General features: G+C 36.1%; 17 protein-coding genes, 1 pseudogene and 1 other annotated feature. Of the genes and pseudogenes, 8 read left to right on the top strand and 10 right to left on the bottom strand.

All coding sequences use genetic code 11. The features are described from left to right. Nucleotide 1: 1 nt before the first annotated feature. On the bottom strand, nt 2-2,383 hold the full coding sequence (locus WAX78_RS11595) for a 3-hydroxyacyl-CoA dehydrogenase/enoyl-CoA hydratase family protein (RefSeq protein ID WP_336482410.1): 2,382 nt from the start codon (nt 2,381-2,383) through the stop codon (nt 2-4). 396 nt (nt 2,384-2,779) lie between these two features. On the opposite strand from WAX78_RS11595, the gene WAX78_RS11590 reads away from it, so the two are divergent. Beyond that, nucleotides 2,780-2,926 carry a YuzL family protein gene (locus WAX78_RS11590; protein ID WP_090916082.1) on the top strand — a complete coding sequence of 49 codons (147 nt, stop codon included), beginning with the start codon at nt 2,780-2,782 and terminating at the stop codon, nt 2,924-2,926. Between the two features lie 83 nt (nt 2,927-3,009). Beyond that, nucleotides 3,010-3,849, top strand: a complete 840-nt coding sequence (locus tag WAX78_RS11585) for a D-alanyl-D-alanine carboxypeptidase family protein (RefSeq protein WP_336482409.1) — start codon at nt 3,010-3,012, stop codon at nt 3,847-3,849. A 24-nt stretch (nt 3,850-3,873) separates the two neighbouring features. Here WAX78_RS11585 and WAX78_RS11580 read toward each other — a convergent pair whose 3' ends face one another. From WAX78_RS11580 to WAX78_RS11570, 3 genes are all read right to left on the bottom strand, one after another. Further along, entirely contained in the window at nt 3,874-4,791 is a 918-nt protein-coding gene (locus WAX78_RS11580) for a proline dehydrogenase (protein WP_336482408.1), read from the bottom strand. Between the two features lie 405 nt (nt 4,792-5,196). Beyond that, nucleotides 5,197-5,442 (bottom strand): YusU family protein, encoded by a 246-nt coding sequence (locus WAX78_RS11575; RefSeq protein WP_336482407.1) that lies wholly within the window; start codon nt 5,440-5,442, stop codon nt 5,197-5,199. Nucleotides 5,443-5,619: 177 nt separating this feature from the next. Continuing rightward, nucleotides 5,620-5,922 carry an MTH1187 family thiamine-binding protein gene (locus tag WAX78_RS11570; RefSeq protein WP_090998954.1) on the bottom strand — a complete coding sequence of 101 codons (303 nt, stop codon included), beginning with the start codon at nt 5,920-5,922 and terminating at the stop codon, nt 5,620-5,622. Between the two features lie 253 nt (nt 5,923-6,175). Between WAX78_RS11570 and WAX78_RS11565 the strand changes: the two genes are divergently transcribed. Continuing rightward, nucleotides 6,176-6,781: an adhesin gene (locus tag WAX78_RS11565; RefSeq protein ID WP_336482406.1), complete on the top strand. Its 606-nt coding sequence runs from the start codon at nt 6,176-6,178 to the stop codon at nt 6,779-6,781. Between the two features lie 133 nt (nt 6,782-6,914). Here WAX78_RS11565 and WAX78_RS11560 read toward each other — a convergent pair whose 3' ends face one another. Further along, nucleotides 6,915-8,915: a methyl-accepting chemotaxis protein gene (locus WAX78_RS11560; protein WP_336482405.1), complete on the bottom strand. Its 2,001-nt coding sequence runs from the start codon at nt 8,913-8,915 to the stop codon at nt 6,915-6,917. A 212-nt stretch (nt 8,916-9,127) separates the two neighbouring features. Here WAX78_RS11560 and WAX78_RS11555 point away from each other — a divergent pair, with 212 nt between their 5' ends. Then, nucleotides 9,128-9,886, top strand: coding sequence for a TrmB family transcriptional regulator (locus WAX78_RS11555; RefSeq protein ID WP_336482404.1), 759 nt, complete (start codon nt 9,128-9,130; stop codon nt 9,884-9,886). 22 nt (nt 9,887-9,908) lie between these two features. Here the strand turns inward: WAX78_RS11555 and WAX78_RS11550 are convergent, their stop codons facing one another. Next, nucleotides 9,909-10,088 carry a hypothetical protein gene (locus WAX78_RS11550; RefSeq protein WP_336482530.1) on the bottom strand — a complete coding sequence of 60 codons (180 nt, stop codon included), beginning with the start codon at nt 10,086-10,088 and terminating at the stop codon, nt 9,909-9,911. Nucleotides 10,089-10,194: 106 nt separating this feature from the next. Beyond that, nucleotides 10,195-11,523 carry an APC family permease gene (locus tag WAX78_RS11545; protein ID WP_336482403.1) on the bottom strand — a complete coding sequence of 443 codons (1,329 nt, stop codon included), beginning with the start codon at nt 11,521-11,523 and terminating at the stop codon, nt 10,195-10,197. Nucleotides 11,524-11,588: 65 nt separating this feature from the next. Next, nucleotides 11,589-11,826: a binding site (T-box leader), on the bottom strand. 380 nt (nt 11,827-12,206) lie between these two features. Here WAX78_RS11545 and WAX78_RS25190 point away from each other — a divergent pair. Further along, nucleotides 12,207-13,259: pseudogene (locus WAX78_RS25190) on the top strand (CHASE4 domain-containing protein); the annotation flags it as partial. After that, on the top strand, nt 13,254-14,201 hold the full coding sequence (locus WAX78_RS25185; RefSeq protein WP_413789192.1) for a methyl-accepting chemotaxis protein: 948 nt from the start codon (nt 13,254-13,256) through the stop codon (nt 14,199-14,201). The pseudogene WAX78_RS25190 and the gene WAX78_RS25185, both read left to right, overlap by 6 nt. Nucleotides 14,202-14,293: 92 nt before the next feature. Here the strand turns inward: WAX78_RS25185 and yidC are convergent, their stop codons facing one another. Both yidC and WAX78_RS11530 read right to left on the bottom strand, forming a co-directional pair. Beyond that, nucleotides 14,294-15,097 carry a membrane protein insertase YidC gene (gene yidC, locus WAX78_RS11535; RefSeq protein ID WP_336482401.1) on the bottom strand — a complete coding sequence of 268 codons (804 nt, stop codon included), beginning with the start codon at nt 15,095-15,097 and terminating at the stop codon, nt 14,294-14,296. 31 nt (nt 15,098-15,128) lie between these two features. Beyond that, nucleotides 15,129-15,413, bottom strand: a complete 285-nt coding sequence (locus WAX78_RS11530; RefSeq protein WP_336482400.1) for a hypothetical protein — start codon at nt 15,411-15,413, stop codon at nt 15,129-15,131. A gap of 205 nt (nt 15,414-15,618) precedes the next feature. On the opposite strand from WAX78_RS11530, the gene WAX78_RS11525 reads away from it, so the two are divergent. Both WAX78_RS11525 and WAX78_RS11520 read left to right on the top strand, forming a co-directional pair. Continuing rightward, nucleotides 15,619-16,512 (top strand): YitT family protein, encoded by an 894-nt coding sequence (locus WAX78_RS11525; protein WP_336482399.1) that lies wholly within the window; start codon nt 15,619-15,621, stop codon nt 16,510-16,512. Between the two features lie 695 nt (nt 16,513-17,207). Beyond that, nucleotides 17,208-17,585: a DUF3938 domain-containing protein gene (locus tag WAX78_RS11520; protein WP_336482398.1), complete on the top strand. Its 378-nt coding sequence runs from the start codon at nt 17,208-17,210 to the stop codon at nt 17,583-17,585. Nucleotides 17,586-17,628: 43 nt separating this feature from the next. Here the strand turns inward: WAX78_RS11520 and WAX78_RS11515 are convergent, their stop codons facing one another. Next, nucleotides 17,629-18,813 carry a cell wall-binding protein gene (locus WAX78_RS11515; RefSeq protein ID WP_336482397.1) on the bottom strand — a complete coding sequence of 395 codons (1,185 nt, stop codon included), beginning with the start codon at nt 18,811-18,813 and terminating at the stop codon, nt 17,629-17,631. Nucleotides 18,814-19,198: the final 385 nt, after the last annotated feature.

Genomic DNA, 19,198 nt, shown 5'->3' with positions numbered 1-19,198 from the left:
CTTAGTTACGTAATGGTTTTCCTTTTACAAGCATGTGCTGCATTCTTGCTTGTGATTTCATTTCGCTCACTAAACTGATAAATGCTTCACGTTCCACATCTAATAAATATTGCTCATCAACTTCTGTTCCATATGGGATTTTTCCGCCAGCAATGACATATGCGAGTTTTTTCGCAATGTGTAAGTCATATTCGGAAATATAGCCAGATAAGTGCATCGCTTCTGCCCCAAGTGCGAGCGCTGCATATCCTGTTTCACCGACAACTGGAATCTTTTTACGAGTTGGTGCTTTATAGCCCGCTTCATATAAAGCAAGTGCCTTTTGTTTTGCATCATATAGTAAGTGATCGCCATTGACGCTAATACCATCTTTATCGCCTAAGAAGTTATGAGAAGCTGCTTCTTGTGCAGATGTTGAAACTTTCGCCATCGCTACTGTTTCAAACACTTTGTTTGCGACTTTTTGCAGGTCAAACTCAACACCGTTTGCCATTTTATTCAAATGTTTAATGTATAACTCTTTGTTACCGCCTCCGCCAGGTATTAAACCAACACCGACTTCTACTAATCCCATGTACGTTTCGCTAGAAGCTTGAATACTAGCAGCTGGTAAGCAAACCTCTGTACCGCCGCCAAGTGTCATACCATAAGGCGCTGCCACGACTGGTTTTGAACAGTACTTTATTTTCATCATTGCATCTTGGAAGTTTTTCACGACCCACTCAATTTCAAAGTAGTTATCGTCTTGTGCTTCCATTAAAATCATCGCAAGGTTCGCACCAACGCAGAAATTCTTCGATTGGTTTCCAATGACAAGCCCTTTATAATTCTTTTCTACTTCATCGACAGCGTAATTAATCATTTGCGTAATATCCATACCGATTGCGTTGCTCTTCGAATGGAATTCTAAGCAAAGAATACCGTCACCTAAATCAATCAGGCTCGCACCGCTATTTTTCTTCAGTACGCCATTTTTCTCTTTCAGTTGTTTTAGAGAAATTGCCTTTTTATTACGAACGATTTGTTTATATTCACCGTTATCATAGTAATAGCTCTCACCATTATCATGTTTATAGAACGATGTAATACCTTTCTCAATCATTTCTTTTACCCAAACTGGAACAACTTGACCGTTTTCCTCCATTTTCTGAACGGACTTCTCAACGCCAATTGCATCCCAAATTTCAAATGGTCCTTGCTCCCAGCCAAAGCCCCACTTCATCGCGTTATCAATTGCGACAATATCATCAGCAATTTCTTTCGTAAGCTTTGCTGCATATAGAAGCGTCGGTGTAATAATGCTCCATAACAATTCACCAGCGCGGTCTTTTGCATATACAAGCGCTTTCAATTTATTCGCTAATCCTTTTTCTTGTTTACTTAATTCAACAGAAGCCGCTTTCAATTTTTTACGTGCTTCATATTCCATCGTTTCAGGATTTAACTCTAAAATCTCTTTTCCTTGTTTTAAGAAGAAGCCTTGGCCTGTCTTACTTCCAAGCCATTTTCGTTCTAGCATATCATGCATGAAAGCTGGTACTTTGAAGACTTCACGCTCTTCTTCTTGCACGTTTTCATATACGTTATTTGCAACGTGAACAAATGTATCTAATCCGACAACATCTAATGTGCGGAACGTTGCACTTTTCGGACGGCCAATTAATGGACCTGTTACAGAATCTACTTCGCCAACGCTATAACCGCGTTTTACCAATTCTTGCAGCGTTACAAGCAGTCCGTACGTACCGATGCGGTTTCCAATAAAGTTTGGTGTATCTTTTGCAACAACAACACCTTTTCCAAGTACATCTTCGCCAAATAGTTTCATGAAGTTTAACACATGTGGATCTGTATCTTTTGTCGGTATAATCTCAAGAAGTTTTAAATAACGTGGTGGGTTAAAAAAGTGCGTTCCTAGGAAATGTTTTTTGAAGTCATCTGAACGCCCTTCGATCATCTTTTCAACGGAAATCCCCGATGTATTTGAGCTCACAATAGAACCTGGTTTCCGAACAGCTTCTACCTTTTCAAATACTTTCTTTTTAATATCTAAATTTTCAACAACAACTTCAATAATCCAATCAACGTCAGCAAGGCGTTCCATATCATCTTCCATATTGCCAGCTTCAATTAACGTTAAGTTTTCTTTCATTGTAAGAGGAGCTGGTTTTTGCTTTAACAATTTTTGCAGCGCTCCGTTACTGAAACGATTTCGTACACTTTTATGTTCTAATGTAAGTCCCTTCGCTTCTTCCTCTTTTGTAAGCGATGGCGGTACAATATCAAGCAATAATGTCGGTATACCGATGTTAGCTAAATGCGCAGCAATTCCAGAACCCATTACACCAGAACCAAGAACTGCAGCCTTTTTAATTTGGAACATCCAATTCTCCCCCTTATTCTTGAATGAATGCTCATTCAATTTTTCGACAAACGTCGCAATCTATGAGTGAGCCTCTACTAATAAATATATGATATCGTTTAAATTTTCGCAATATATTTAAAAATAAAATTTTCTGAACTTATTTCTTTTTTTCTATTTTGGGCATGATATGTAGTGAACTTCCTTTCTTAAACACCTTATCCTAAAAGGGTTCGTTACAATTTAAAAAATCCATAAAGTGAAACTAACCATCAGTGAATGATTTTTTCACTGATGGCTAGTTGAACCAATCGTGCTTTTACGGACAGTTATTTTCCTCACTTTTCTCTGCATCTTGATGTGGAGGTCTTACTGCCGTTAAAGCGGGATAAATTTGATCACACGGAGGCATAACTTATGGCTAAAATTAAGAAAAATCCATCAAAAGCAGGTATTAGTTCTACAAGCGTGACAGGAAATGCTGGTCCAGTTGATCGCGGTATCGAAAAAGGCCGACAAGGAAACAATCAGCAATATAAAAAACAAAACATGGGTGAAAAATAAGAGTACAAATATAGGCAGCGAACATGGCATAATAAAAAATAGGCTATATCGCTGCCTATTCCATACATAAAAGAGGGTACAGAATGAAACGAACGATTACACTACTTGTTATTACTGCTACATTATTTATTGCAATGATTTTTTCTTTATATGCGCACAGGCAAAAAGTAGCCAGGGCCAACCAGCCTGATATATACGGGAAATATGGCGTGACAATTGACGCAAATACAGGAGAAATTTTATACGGAAAACATGAACATGACCGTTCCTATCCAGCGAGTGTAGCGAAAATGATGACCGCTCTTCTTCTACTGGAAAACGTAAAAGAAGATGAGGAAATTACCGTTACAGAAAATGCGATAAAAACAGAAAGCCAAAGTAAAAAAATTACACTACATGCTGGGGAAAAGCTAAAGCGCGATGAGGCATTAAAGTTGATGCTTGTTATTAGCGCCGATCCAATTGGTGAATCGGTCGCAGAACATATTGCCGGTTCCAAAGAAAAGTTTGCTAGAATGATGAATGAACGAGCAAAACAGCTTGGAGCAACACATACAACGTTTAAAAATGCAAGCGGGGCTGATGCACTTGGAAACAAAATTTCACCATATGATTTAGCACTTATTACAAAAGAAGTATTAAAGTATCCACAAGTCTTGCAGGATATGAATACCATTCATACAACTATACATACATCCATGCAAACAAAAAAAATCGCGAACTATGGACGTGAAGAACTGTACGCTGATCCACATGCGATTGGAAGTAAAAGCGGTCTTTCTGCGTTAGCGGAATATACAGTCGTTACAATAGATGAGAAAGACGGTAAAAGGGTTATTACCGTTGTCCTCTCTTCTGGTCGTAAAACACTGTACCCTGATACAAAAAAGATGGCGGACTATGCTTTTGGACAATTAAAATAACCAAGGAAGTTTATGCTTCCTTGGTTATTTTTTAATCATTCCTTTTAATACGAATGCTACGTTAGCTGGACGTTCTGCTAAGCGACGCATGAAGTAGCCGTACCAATCGTTTCCATATGGTACATACACGCGCATTTTATATCCTTCTTTCACAAGCTCAAGTTGACGCTCTGTACGAATGCCGTATAACATTTGGAATTCAAACTGATCACGCGAAATGTTGTATTCCTCAGCAAGTTTTTTTGTATATTCAATAATGGCATCATCATGTGAAGCGATTGCTGTATAATTACCATTTAATAAGTGCGTTCTAATAATCTTTTTATAATTGTCATCTACATCTTTCTTTTCTGGAAATGCAACTTCTTCAGACTCTTTATATGCCCCTTTTACAAGACGTAAATTTGGGTTATACGCATTCAAATCATCTATATCTTTCTCTGTTCGATATAAATATGCTTGAATTACTGTACCAACATTGTCATATTCTTCTTTTAACAGCTTGAAGATTTCAATTGTTTTTCCACAACGTGAATAATCTTCCATATCAATTGTTACAAACACACCGTTTTCTTTCGCTGCTTCTAAAATACGGCGCATATTGTTCATAACTAAATTCTCTGAGATGTCTAAACCCATAGAAGTCATTTTTAATGAAAGCTGAGAATCCAGCTTTTCGCGACCAATTGCACGAATTGCTTCAATCGATTCATCCGCCATCTCATTTGCCTCTGCTTCGTTATCAACAAATTCCCCTAAATAGTCGATCGTAACACAAAGGTTTTGTTTGTTTAAATCTTTAATTGCAGCTACCGCTAAATCAATTGTTTCCCCTGCAACAAAGCGGCCTGCACCAAAGCGTAAACCGTACTTTTTCGCTAGTTTTGTCATCGCTTTATTTTTTGATAAAAACAAGAAGGAATTACGCATTAATTGTTCCATGTACTCCACCCCTATGACTGTACTTTGTCTGTTTTTTACCCCTCTTCTAAATTATATCATTGTTTGAAATTATTTGATACAAATAATTATTTAGATAATTAACATAATAATACAAGAATGTTTGTATAATTGAATTTCAAAAGGAAAAATACGAAATAAAAATGTTTCGACATATAGAAATTTCAGTGGTATGAGTAGCAATATAGGAAAATACCTCCTGTGAGAAATAATTTCGACAAATAACCTTTAACACTTTCTTCTCTTTAATAAAGGAAAAAACACTCCCTTCATTTCGTATAAAGATGGCATACACATAACCAAACATTATATAAAAATAACTCATATACATGTTCATCAAAAATACAAAAAAAGACTACTTGATTACAAGTAGCCATTTCTCATTTGTTACTTATTTTGTCTATGTTCATCATTGCGCTTTTTAATTTCTGTTATTAATTTTACCATCTCTTCTTTCGCATCTGGATACGTTTCATTCCAATGCTTTACAAGAGCTGGCATCGTTTTAGCAATATACGAATATAACGCCCATTTCTCAACCTTTTGTTTATATTCTTCATCGCTCTCTCCTAATAATAGCTCCGTATACTTCTGTAGTAACCCGTCAAACTGTTCTTGAAATTTTTCATTCACCCTATAGCCCTCCTTCATATTTCTTTACACTTGATAATAAAGAAATTTAAAGATAGAGACAAATTTCTTGCCCTTCATACAAAAAAGAAGCAGCTCTATTTAGCTGCTTCCCCTATACTTTATCTCCCTACTTTTGGACAGTAAAGCTCGACTGATTCCACTAGTTAAAGTTTCACCCTATAACTTCGACTGCACAGATTGTAACTTCTTCTCCATAGAGCTAACTTTATCACGGCGATCATCAACGCGGATATTTGTTGCTACGCGCCCTGCACCTTTTGAAAATGGAACTTCATGCATTTGTTGAATAACTTCAAATAACACCGGAAGTTCTCCTTCAATAATTGTATTCATTGGTGTTAATTGATACTTCACGCGATCCGCATTTTTCTCAAGTACTTTTTGTATTTCTGCTACATACTCACTTACACTTGTAGTGCCTGTTCCAACTGGGATAATTGTAACATCAACAATTGCCATTTCTGTTCACCTCTTCTATAGATTCTTTATTATTGTACAAAATTTTCTCCATAACTGAAAATATATCGACGCTTCGACACAATATAAAGTGAAACTTCCTTCAGTATGAGATGAAAAAAAACCACTGATGGAAGTTTCACTTTATTTTCTCTGAATATGCTTATCTACCGTAACTCTTTTCTGTCCGCCTTGCATATATTGATATCACTTCTGCAAGAAATCGCACTTTCGCAACTTTGAAAGGGAGTGAACGATGAAACGTTTATTTATTACTTCATTATTAGCGGGAAGTCTTCTACTAGGAACAACAGCTTGTGGAAAAGAGAAAGAAAAACCGACTTCTTCTCCTCCAGTTGAAAAGCCAGTTCCACCAGAACAAATACCAGCTCCTGCTCCTCAACCGAGTCAACCTAATCCACAGCAACCAGCACAAATTGAGACAGCTCGAACTATCCAAGAATTTGTTTCCACTTTTAACAGTCTTGGAAAGCCATCCGGATATAACTTAGGAAATGTTAAGCTATTCACAGAGGATCAAGCAACTGTTACGTACAATGGAACATTCAGCAATGGTTTAGGATTTGGCATGACAATTTATAAATCTAACGGCAATATCGGTGCAGTTGCTGTTGTCGGTTCAGATGCTTCTGAACAAGACATTTCAGCCTTTTATGCAACGGTAGGTCTTATTATTTTGAGTTTAGACCCTTCTCTTGGTCAACAAGGTGTTATGTCTATTTTAGAACAACTTGGATTAACCGATCGTACATCTCATCAATATACAACACAAGCTATTGGCGGTACATTAAAAGTAACAGAAAGTAACGGTACCCTTACATTTCAAGCTGTCCATAATTAAATATGAAAAGAGCTGCATTTTCAATATGTAAACGCTTTTCATGATATATCGGCGTTTCTACAATATACGATATGAATACCCCACGAAAAACATTCAAAAATGGCTGTCGGGAAAATCCCGACAGCCTGAAATTCTATTTTTCTATTTTAAATTGTTCTACTAGCTTTTCCAAATCGTTCATTTCCACTGTTAATTGCTTCATCGTTCCTGATACTTGTTCTAGATGCGATACCTGTGTTTCTGTCGCTGCATTAACTTCTTCTGATACAGCTGCACTCTCCTGACTTGTTTCAGCGATGGTTTGCATAACTTGTGTAATATCTTTCTGCTCATGTCCAATATTTCGCACTTCAGTAGAAATGTTTTCAATTGAAGTAACAATTGTATTTACCACAGACATAACAATTTTGAATGCTTTCTCAGCATCGGCCGTTACATGGCCTTGTACATTTGCAATTTCTTTTAAATTGCCGATAACTTCTACAACGCGAGATACTTCGCGCTGTACTTCTCCAATAATAGATGCGATATCTCCAGTCGCTTCTTTTGATTGCTCTGCTAATTTCCGTACTTCTTCTGCAACAACAGCAAAGCCTTTTCCTTGTTCTCCTGCACGTGCTGCTTCAATAGAAGCATTTAATGCTAATAAATTTGTTTGATCAGAAATTCCTTTAATAAGCTCAACCACATTTTGAATAGACTGTACACTATGTTCAAGCTTATCAGCTGCCGCTTCCGTTTCAGTTACAATCGAAGAGGCTTCTCCTCTTGTATTCACTAAACGCTGCATCGTCTGCAAACCATTTTGTGACGCTTGTTCCGCCTGACTTGTTACATCTTTAATAGAAGTTACTGAGCCATTTACTTGTCCCACTGACTGTTCCATATTTTCTAGCTGTGCTGAAATTTCCTCAACACTATTTGCTAGCGTCGATGCACCGCCCGTCACATCATCCATTGCACTAGAAACTTCCTTACTTGCGGCAACAGTTTCATTTGTTAAATAATGCAAGTTATCCGCTGACTGTTGCACCGATGATACGTTATGCTTAATACGACTAACCATTTCATTCATTTGGCCAACCATTTCGTTAAAATGCTTTGTTAGCACACCGACTTCATCATTCGTTTGTACGTTCATTTGTAGCGTTAAATCCCCTTCTGCTACTTTCTGTACTTGCTCTGTTAATGATTGAAGCGGCCTTGTTAATCTTCTTGCAAAGAAATACGATACGAGAAGTGCAATAAGCATACCCGCACACGCTAACCATATAAACGTATTTCTTAGCTCTGTTAATAAATTATCAACATCCGCTTTTGGATAAACAATTGCTATCTTCCATTGCATGGATTTCATTGGCTGACTATACGCAATTACATCTTTCCCTTTTAGCGTAGAAGCAACAAAATCATTTTTCTCTTGTTTGAAACTTTGAATCAGCGGTTCTTTTGATACATCCTTTCCAACTTTATCCGGATACACTAACGCCACGTTTTTATCATTCACAATAAGCGTTTGTCCTCCATAGTTATACTGGACGTTATGAAGCATCTGTTGGACTCTGTTTAGGGACACATCCATCGCTACAATGCCAAGCACTTCCGAACCATCTGCTGATAAAATCGCTTTGGAAACACCAACACTTAATTGCCCTGTCGTGAGTTCATATTGCGGCTGTCCCCAATGCACAGTTTTCGTATCATTTAAAGCTGCTTTATACCAGCTCCTTGTTGTAGGATCATATCCTTCCGGCAACTTCCCGCCATCTGCAACACTTGCACTTAATGTCTTTTTATCTTTTGTCCCAATATAAAGATCTAAGATATCAGGGTGATTGTTTTTAAATTCTAAAAACTCCTTCGTTATCACCGCTTCTTCTTCTGGTGTAACGCCATCTTGTAACGTTTTAACAGTCATCTCACTACTGGAATAGTACTTCATATCCTCCCCAATCCCATTAATAAATCCGTTCATTTGTTCTGATAACAAATCCATCGTATTATGAGAATATTGATCAAGGATACGTGACTGCTTCGTTTTTTGTAAATGATATATAGTTGTGCCTAAAATCACAAACAACATTGAAATAAGTACCGAAAATACAATTGTTAATTTCCAACGTAAACTTCTCATAATCTCTAATCCCCTAGCCCCTTCTTGGTGAATTTTATTTAACCCCTAATATTATTATATTAAGAGTAAGTGATTTTTGTAAAACCTTATTCATTTCCATAGTCAAAAATTCTCATATAATTATTTCCGTATAGAGTAAAATAACTGTACTTGTATTCATAAGGAGAGTTCCTTATTCTTAAGAAAGAAGAAATTTTCGTTCAGGAGGCACTATGTTACAAAGATTCGGTTTTTCACAATATGAAAGTCAAGCATACGAGGTCCTCGTTTCAAGCGAAGAGCCGCTTGATGCAACGAGCATCGTGAAGTATTCTGGTGTTCCGAAAGCAAAAATTTACGAAGTATTGGCACGTCTTATTGATAAAGGCATGGTGATGGATTCTGTTTCTGAAAAGAAAAAGCTATATACAGCCTTGCCGCTGCAACTTGCTATTGAAAAATTAACCGCAGAATTTCAATCAAATATTGAAGAGTTACAAAACAACGTATCGAAAAAAATATTTACAGATGACCGTGTTTGGAGCTTAAAAGTACAATCTTCTATTCATGCACAAAGTAGACAACTTGTACAAGAAGCGAAAAAATCCATTCGCATGTCCGCATGGAATGATACATTCCTAGAATATATGCCGTTATTAGAAGAGAAGAAAAAACAAGGTGTAGAGATAGAAGCACTTGTTGTAGGGAATCTTGATACAACGCTAGAACAAATTCATCTTCTCATTCCAACAGAAGAACATAATGCACTTGAACGCTTTTTACTCATCATTATCGATGATTGTGAAATTTTATTTGCAGGCGTTGAGCAAAACTCATGGCAAGCAATGAAAACAATGTCTCAGCCATTCGTTAAATTTTTCACAGAATTTTTCTATCATGACGTTGCCCTTGCAAAAATTACAGAGAAACATCATGATTTATTTATGAATGATGAGGAAATTCGAGGCCTATTAATGAAACTACGTTATTAAAAAAACGGACATGTATTCCCACTCATGTCCGTTCTTCATTTTGTTTCTTTATATCCGATAACAACGTAATGATTTGCTGATTTTGCCTTATTTGTTCTTCTGAGTTTACATATAAAAAACGGATCCATCGAAACACAAAAGCAAGTACTACAACAGGAATTATCATAAAGAAAAAACCAATAACAGACGATAACATTGCCACTAGCATCCACCTCCTTTTAACAACATATTCCACAATCTCTTTCAACATCCTTGCACAAAAAAATAGGCATCTCCCAAAGATGCCTATTTCAAAATTTCATTATCGACTAACTTACCTTTTTCTTATTCAAAGAGACCTCTTTCTTATTCAAATACCAATACACCGGTAATCCAGTCAATACGATACCAATTGACAAGAAACAACTTACTGGATCATTGATAATCGCACTTCCAATTACAAATAACGACCCTAAAATTGCTAATATTGGCACGATTGGATATAAAGGAACACTATATTCACGTTTTTGTCCTGCATTGCGTTTTCGTAAAATAAACACACCGATAAATGTCATCACATAGAAAATATAAATAATAAATACGGAAATCTCGGACAATTTATTCGGGTCACTTACAAGCATTAAAATAATACCAAGTAGAATCTCTACAAAAATTGCATTTGCTGGCGTTTTAAACTTATCATTAATTTTTGCAATGAATTTTGAAAACGGTAACTGGCCAAGCTCTGCCATTGATACTGGAATGCGCGGGAATGTTAAAATCTTTCCGTTTAAACAGCCAAAGATTGAAACAATAACCCCAATACTAATCAATTTTCCGCCATATTCACCTAATAACATTTCAGCCGCTTTCGCTGTTGCATTCTCGCTAAGCACAACAATTTGCGGAGCTGGTAACACTTTTAATAATGCAAGATTAATCAACACGTACGCTGCTGTTACCACAAGAATTCCAACTGTCAGCGCTTTTGGCAATAGCTTTGTTGGGTTTTTCATTTCACCGCCGATAGACGCGAGTAGAATCCAACCATCATATGCAAATAATGTTGCTAAAATTGCCATCCCAATACTTTGATTTGCAGACTCTGGTACAACAACATTAAATACATCGCTATTCCCTTTCCAAAATCCCATCACAATAATAAGTACGATTGGAATCATTTTCCCAATCGTTGTCACAGTTTGAACAATGCCCCCATACTTTGTTCCAACACTATTTACAACACCAAGAAATACAACCGTTCCAATCGCGATTGGTAAATTCCACACTTTATCAATATGGAAAAAATTCATGACTAATGAACTAAAATACAATCCTAATGTCCCAATAATTGCTGGTCCATATACAAGTGTTTGCATCCATCCAGATAAATAGCCCCAAAATCTCCCATAAATTTCTTCTAAATACGTATATAAACCACCATTTTTCGGAATTTGTGCCCCAATTTCCGCAACAGTTAAACCGCTTGCTAAGGTTAAAATACCACCTATTACCCAAGCAAAGATTGCCATGTTAGAACTACCTGCGTAATCCAATACCTTACCTGGCTTCATAAATACACCAGAGCCGATAATTGTTCCGATAACGATTGATAGTGCGACTGTTAGGCCAATTTTATTTTTGTCATCGTGATGCATACTGCGTCTCCTCCCTCTAATCTTAGTTTGATCTAAATAAAATAAAAAAAACACTCCTCCCTAAAAAAAGGGACGAGTGTTTGATTCGCGGTTCCACCCTTGTTCCAATTGACATGAAAACACAGCACGCCAATTGCTCAAGTTTCAGATAACGGCTGTTGCCGGCAAACAATTACTAGATGTTCATTCACTGCTGCAGTTCAAAGGTGGTAAACTATTCTTTCGTATTAGGAAGCTCACAGCCTAAGGCTCCCCTCTCTGAGAATCGTAAAAAATAGATCATGTCCTTATCAATACTTTTATAATTTCGAATGTTGTTGTTATTGTCCATTATATTGAATTTTTTTAAAAAAGCAAGAGTGTTTTATATTACACACAATAATTATCTCAGTATAATATAACAGATGTAAACTTTCTTCTACACCGCTGAAAGAATTCAAATTTCTTTTCCTACTCATCAATCATTTTTCAAAATTAAATTACCCTTTCAAATTGCATTTGTAAAAATAAGCATTATAGGGATTTTATGTTATTTTATGTTATTTTTTGTTACATTATTCAAAATATTGTTATATAATAGTGTTCGGATTTTAATTACATTTTTTGTAATACGATAGGAGAATAAAAAGTTATATCCGCGGCAACGTCTTTTTACTATTCAGAAGTGAAAGAAGGAAACTTGAATGTCTTTTATGAAAAAGTCTTCATTAATTAAACAAATTACTCTATTTATTACTCTACTATTATGTATCCCGCTCACCATAGCCGGCTATTATTTCTTTACAAAACTAAATGATGACATAACAATCGTAGAACAAAATCAAATGAAAGAGGCTGCTCGTGCTTCTGAAAAACTACTTCAATCTCAAGGCAGCAACTTGTTAAAATTTACTCAGACTAATTCACAATGGGAAAATAATAGACAAGCTGTTGAACACAAAGATGTAAAATGGATTGAGGAAAATGTAAACGTAAACACGAAAATCAACCCTGATATTGATTTTATTGCCACTAGTACCTTTGATGGTACTGTTTTGAGCCAAATAGGAGATATAAAAGAATTCACAGGAACGATAAACAATAAAACGTTACTGCAAACGGTTCAACAAAAGTCAGATTTGTATACATTTGTTCAAACTTCTAAAGGATTGGCAATAATTGCTGCCTCTAAAATTATAAATGAAAATGAAAAAATGGAGCCAGCAGGAATTTTAATATTTGGTAAACTGTTACATAACGACAATCTAGCTAGTATAAAGAATACATTAGGAGCTGATCTTTCCATATTAACTGCTGATGGAACATATTTAACAACGTCTCAAGCTCTTTCTAAAACAAATATGAATGAATACCTAGAGAAATTAAAGAAAGACAAACAAGGGGAAATCTTCCAGATCCAGCATACAGATGGACAAGATCTTCTCCAACACCCTGTCCTACTAAAAGACTTGGATAATAACACATTAGGAGCGCTCGCTGTTAGTCGAGATTTGAAAGTAAGTGCAATGTTTAAGAACGAACTTACAACTATCAGCATTGTGATTGGAATTGGATTGGTCATATTGATTACCGTGCTAATGATTACAATCCATCGCAATATTGTAAAACCGTTGCAACGTTTGTCTGTTATTTCAAATGAAGTAGCAAGTGGTACTTTAACGAGTGAAGTACCGCCAAACCTTTTGGAACGTCGTGATGAAATCGGCTTTCTTAGCCAATCTGTTGGTGGCATGGTTACAAATTTAAAGAATTTAATTGGCGATGTTTATACTACATCCAATCATGTAGCAACTTCTGCTGGGCAGTTATCTGTTCATTCTAAAGAAACGAGAAGTGTAACAGACATCATCGTTTCTTCCATGCAAGAAGTAGCAAGCGGATCTGAATCTCAGTTAAACAGTGTGCAGCAATCCAAAATAGCGATTCAAGAAATGACCGAAGAGGTAGGTCATATCGCAGTTCATATGTCCAATGTATACGATAAATCGCTGCAAGCGACTCGAGAAGCAGAGGAAGGTAACAGTAGCATGCAACTCGCGATTAATCAAATGGAGGCTATTAACAAATCCGTTCAACAGTCTCTTTCTATCATTCAAACGTTAAGTGAGCACTCAAAAGAAGTAGGAGAAATTATCTCTATGATTCAAAATATCGCCGATCAAACAAACTTATTGGCGCTAAATGCAGCGATAGAAGCAGCACGCGCAGGAGAAAACGGGAAAGGTTTTGCTGTTGTAGCAGAAGAAGTACGAAAGTTAGCAGAACAATCTACTGGCTTTACAAAGAAAGTAACAGAACTCATTACAGGAATACAAAAGGATTCCCACTCCGCAGTGAGTTCAATGGAGCATGTATATAAAGATGTCCAAGATGGAGTCGAGACAATTCAATCAACAGGTAACATGTTTCAACATATCCATCTGACTACACAAAGTGTTTCTGATCAATCGCAGGAAGTATCCATTGCTGCTCAACAAATTTCTGATGGAACGATACAAATTTTAAAAACCGTAGAGCATATTTCCGAAATTGCTGAAGAATCATCTGCAAGTACACGTGAAGTGGCTGCTTCTTCTGAAGAGCAGCTAAACGCAATGGATGCGATTCAGCATTCTAGCAATGAATTGAAACAGATTGCTCATAAGCTTCAAGAATTGATGCAGCAGTTTCGTATATAGAAATCACACAAAAAATAGACAGTGCTCGTAACGAGCACTGTCTATTTCATTTTTCACTAAGGGACGTTCACTTTATAGTAAATAAATTTTTCTTATGCCCCTTGCCCTTGCACTTGTACATCTTCACGATCCATGACTTTCTTCAATATTATAGTTTGAATTACAGTAAATAGGTTACTTGTAATCCAGTACAAGACAAGTCCTGATGGAGCAGCAGATCCCATAAACAAAATCATTGCCGGCATCATAAACTGCTGGACCTTCAATACTTGATTTTGAGTTTGTTCTCCTGTCATATTAGACTGAAATACTTTCATTTGCAAAAATGTTGTCATAGCAGCAAGGACAGGTAAAATGTGATAAGGATCTGGATGTCCTAAATTTACCCATAAGAAAGACGCTGTACGAATCTCTTCCGTATGACTAATTGCATAGTACAATGCTGAGAAGACCGGCATTTGCAACAGCAGTGGTAAACAACCCATTAGCGGGTTTACACCGCTCGTTTTCATTAAAATCATCATTTCTTTTTGATATTGCTTTTGTTTTTCCGGATTGTTCGTCATATCGCCATACTTTGCCTTCAATTTCTGAAGCTCTGGCTGCATTTTTTTCGTTTTTAATTGGCTGCGATATTGCGTAATTGTCAGCGGCAGTAGTATCGAACGAACTATAATCGTAATAATAATAATGGCAATCCCAAAGCTATGATTCGGCAAATGGTGCGCCACAAACTGCAACATAACAGAAATTGGATATACAATATAGTGATTCCAAAATCCTGGACTATTCGCATCAATTGGTCCTGCATTCGCACTTGCATTACTACAACCAGATAAAACAACAACAAGTAATAAAGATAAACTTACGAGCCGAGCTCGGTATGATTTAAACATATATATGATTCCTCCAATGTTTCATAATTCTTTAGCGAAACATTGGTATATACGGACCTACATCCTCACTCTCTCCGCTTGCTTCTTGTCTGCGAACTGAGCGGGCCATTCCATGTTTATAAAAGATAGAGAAAAACGAGATATTCCCTATGTGCTCCTCACATGTTTCAGCAACTGCAAAAGCCTTCTGCCTGCCCCTATATGTTTGCTGACGTACAAAACGCGAAACATTAGTGAGAAATAAGACTTCTAATAAACAAAGAGCTGTTGTTACAACAGATATATATAACATTGCATCTTGCAATAGAAATTCCATCTCTTCACATCCTTATGACAGGATTATATCATACTACTTCAACATGTAAATTCCTTATATTTTACATATTCATGTTTTTATTCACACCCTTAAATTGTAAAAATTTTATAAAATTTTCGTATAATAATAAAACTATTGCCAGTGCTTGAAAAAAGCATTATTCTCTTCTTGTAATCAAAAACGAATATGGAGATGAAAATAGACTATGGGCCAACTAGGAGACGCCGATTACGTTCCCGATACCGCCTTTTTATCATTCCCAGCCGCAAAAACATTGCATTTAGAATTCATCATTCAACTTGTTGTTATTTCAGTTGCTTCAACTCTCTATGCAGTTTCAATGAATATGTTTTTTATTCCACACCACATGATTAGTGGCGGTTTTGCTGGCGTTGGGATGATTATCGGTTACTTAATGCACTACAGTATTGGTGCACTCATCTTTTTATTAAACATTCCACTGCTCTTTCTTAGCTATTTTTACTTAGGAAAGAAAACAACTTTTTTAACAGCATACTTTCTTGCTGTATCGACTCTTGCTATGAATATTATTCCAGTTCATCAACTTTCTGAGGATGTGTTGTTGTCTTCTGTTTTTGGTGGTGTATTATGCGGAGCTGCAACGGGAATCATTTTCCGATTTGCTTCTTCGACAGGTGGATTCGATATTATTGGGTTAATTGTGGCAAAACATAGAGATATTTCTATTGGATCCATTATTTTTGGCTTTAACCTTATTCTACTTGCAGTCGGTGGTTTTATTTTTGGATGGGATATTACACTTTACACACTCATCAGCCGATTTGTTGTAAGTAAAGTCATTGATGCCATTCATACAAAGCATATTAAATTAACAGTGATGACCGTTACAGAAAAAGGAGATGCTATTAAAAAAGCATTACTACACAACGGGATTCGCGGTGTAACAATGGTTGATGCGGTCGGTGGATATACAGACCATAAGAAAAAAATGATTTACACAGTTGTTACGCGCTATGAACTAGGAGAAATTAAACGTCTAATCCGTCACGTTGATAATCATGCTTTTATTAACATTACAGAAACAGTAGAAGTTGTTGGACGATTTAAACGTGTATAACAAAACGCAAGGAGTGGATCCTTGCGTTTTTATTTTCCACATAAATTTATTTTATCCTTCATTCCAGTACAGTAAGATTTCCCGCTGATAGGAGTTTCACTTTATGATAATGTAAAGCGCTTCGTTTGTTCACTTAATTCATGTATTTGCGATGCCATTTCTTGAACTTCCTGTATAAACACATTCATTTGTTTCGCAGCTTCTCATATGTATCGTTTTTCTTTGGATCCTTTAACCACAATTCATATGCATTTCTATCAAATTGGTTTTTCATTGCTTCAATTTGAACCTTCCCTAATTATCCAATTGTTTGTTCCCCAGTCCCTTTCACAGTGAGGTATAAAAACAAGAAATTTACACTTACTAATCCTACTATTACTACAGAAACAATCCCTAAAATCCGTGCTCGCAAACTCATAGCTGTACCTCTTTTTGAATTAATATCATATTTTCAACACATTACGAACAACAGATTTAACGAATACACTATATGTCTAAACATATAGGAATTTTACCTATAAACCCCGAATTTCCAAAAACAAAAATATCAGATAATTATTTTTATTCAAATCTAAAACATGTTATACTATGTATATATCATAAAATTAGATAATAAATATAGCATCTTATTTAATTTCTATTAATTAAAATTCAGGTCCTCCTGTTCAAATGATGATGATAAAGGAGATGAACGTATGAACAAACAATTTAGATTTATAATCGCAACATTATTTGCCGTAGCAGGCGGTCTCGTATGCTTTTGGACAAATACTTATACTGGTGAAAATTTATATATGAATGGAATCGACTCCATTGTAAGCGCTTCAATTTTAGGTTCGTTTATTTTCTTCCTTTTCAATCCGGAAGAAAACGCAAGAAAAACGACACTTTTAACAATGATTGGAATTGTCGGCGGTTGTATCTCATTTTCAACAACAACTTATGATTTACCTCTACAACTTAGTACAGCATTCTTCCATGGCCTCTGGACTTGGTTCATCGCATTTTGCATAGCAGATATCTTTGATTTACTACAAGATGAAGGGCAAGTTCAAGTGGAAAGTAATTCGTAATAAAAAAGAAGGTGGTATGAGACCACCTTCTTTTTTTATTATATTAATAATATTTCAGTTCACTCTCTGGCGTTTGCACAATCACAGGACTTTTAGCAGGATCTAACCATCGTAAAACGGAAAGAACGTTTTCGCGAGATGTTCCTGTGCAACCGTATGTATACATATCTGAAATATGGAAGAAAATCGCCGAACCAGCTCCAGCTACTCGTTCTGTATTATAGTTAATCACAAACCCATAATCATATTGAGGAATATTCATGTTTTCAGCACTGCTCCAACGTCCATTTGCTGGGTTTTGCTGCCACGTATTATATAAGGATGAATTAGAATCATCCACCCAAACATCATTTGATGTAATTTGTCGATATGGTAGTTTTGTTCCTGGATTACCGTAGCGACCAAAGGCTGTTCCAATTGTATATTTACCGCGCGGAGAACTTTTTCCTCCTTCTGACATCGTATAAGCAAATCCGTCACGACCAATATATCCCTGCATAGCAGCATACACCGGATACCATTTATTATTTCGTTTCTCGAATGTTTGGATTTTCGCCTTATTAGTTCCATAATCATTTGCTGTCACAAGAATAAGCTGTTGATTTTCTCCTATTGTATATAAATAGTCAGCAGCATTGCTTGCAACCCATACACCGTTATTCTCAAAGTAATACCATGTCCCACCTATTTTCTGCCAACCAATCTCCATTCCACCATTGTTATTCATATAAAACCAATTCGTTCCGTCAAAATACCAATCTGTTTTCATTACACCATTACTCGCAAAGTAATACCACGTTCCCTGAACCTTTTGCCAGCCTGTCTCCATTCCACCATTGCTATTCATATAAAACCAATTCGTTCCATCAAAATACCAACCTGTTTTCATTACACCATTACTCGCAAAGTAATACCACGTTCCTTGAATCTTTTGCCAGCCTGTCTCCATTCCACCATTGCTATTCATATAAAACCAATTCGTTCCGTCAAAGTACCAACCTGTTTTCATTACACCATTACTCGCAAAGTAATACCACGTTCCTTGAATCTTTTGCCAGCCGCTTACCGGCACATTATTCACATAATAATGCCAATTGTTTTGTTCAAACACCCAACCATCTTTTACAACAGCTTGCTGATTTCCACCTATATTTACTTCTGCAAAACTTTGTATAGGTGCTATTAATAAACTTCCTGCTACACATATCGATGCAATCATTCGTCTCATTACATTTCTCCTCTTTTTCTTTACAAAATATACACTTACACTTTTAAAATATTTAACTAAAAAACTTTCCTAACATCCTATAAAAAAAATACTAGCGAATCAAAATCACACTGCTGATTTTGACGAATTTCTTTCTTCTATAATAGAAGGGAATAGAAACAGCTAGCAAGAAATATTTTAGAACTCCTTTGCATACTAATGGTAATGATGATTTTATTCGGTATTAACAGATACTAATGAATAATACCCTTACCAAAAGAAACATTTCATACATATCCAAGAAATATTTTTAACAACTTTGTAACATTACTGTAATAAAAGTATTGAATTTGTTTTAATAACTAGATATATTAGTAGTAGGGAAAGAGAATTCCCCAATAAAGGA

The sequence above is a fragment of the Bacillus yunxiaonensis genome (assembly GCF_037104695.1).
Classification (GTDB): Bacteria; Bacillota; Bacilli; order Bacillales; family Bacillaceae_G; genus Bacillus_A; species Bacillus_A yunxiaonensis.
This window is presented reverse-complemented; position numbering and strand designations above follow the sequence as displayed.

Bases quoted from the DNA above. Each gene is read 5' to 3' on its own strand.
- WAX78_RS11595 (WP_336482410.1), bottom strand. From the start codon at position 2,383: ATGTTCCAAATTAAAAAGGCTGCAGTTCTTGGTTCTGGTGTAATGGGT.
- WAX78_RS11590 (WP_090916082.1), top strand. From the start codon at position 2,780: ATGGCTAAAATTAAGAAAAATCCATCAAAAGCAGGTATTAGTTCTACA.
- WAX78_RS11585 (WP_336482409.1), top strand. From the start codon at position 3,010: ATGAAACGAACGATTACACTACTTGTTATTACTGCTACATTATTTATT.
- WAX78_RS11580 (WP_336482408.1), bottom strand. From the start codon at position 4,791: ATGGAACAATTAATGCGTAATTCCTTCTTGTTTTTATCAAAAAATAAA.
- WAX78_RS11570 (WP_090998954.1), bottom strand. From the start codon at position 5,922: ATGGCAATTGTTGATGTTACAATTATCCCAGTTGGAACAGGCACTACA.
- WAX78_RS11565 (WP_336482406.1), top strand. From the start codon at position 6,176: ATGAAACGTTTATTTATTACTTCATTATTAGCGGGAAGTCTTCTACTA.
- WAX78_RS11560 (WP_336482405.1), bottom strand. From the start codon at position 8,915: ATGAGAAGTTTACGTTGGAAATTAACAATTGTATTTTCGGTACTTATT.
- WAX78_RS11555 (WP_336482404.1), top strand. From the start codon at position 9,128: ATGTTACAAAGATTCGGTTTTTCACAATATGAAAGTCAAGCATACGAG.
- WAX78_RS11545 (WP_336482403.1), bottom strand. From the start codon at position 11,523: ATGCATCACGATGACAAAAATAAAATTGGCCTAACAGTCGCACTATCA.
- WAX78_RS25185 (WP_413789192.1), top strand. From the start codon at position 13,254: ATGGTTACAAATTTAAAGAATTTAATTGGCGATGTTTATACTACATCC.
- yidC (WP_336482401.1), bottom strand. From the start codon at position 15,097: ATGTTTAAATCATACCGAGCTCGGCTCGTAAGTTTATCTTTATTACTT.
- WAX78_RS11530 (WP_336482400.1), bottom strand. From the start codon at position 15,413: ATGGAATTTCTATTGCAAGATGCAATGTTATATATATCTGTTGTAACA.
- WAX78_RS11525 (WP_336482399.1), top strand. From the start codon at position 15,619: ATGGGCCAACTAGGAGACGCCGATTACGTTCCCGATACCGCCTTTTTA.
- WAX78_RS11520 (WP_336482398.1), top strand. From the start codon at position 17,208: ATGAACAAACAATTTAGATTTATAATCGCAACATTATTTGCCGTAGCA.
- WAX78_RS11515 (WP_336482397.1), bottom strand. From the start codon at position 18,813: ATGAGACGAATGATTGCATCGATATGTGTAGCAGGAAGTTTATTAATA.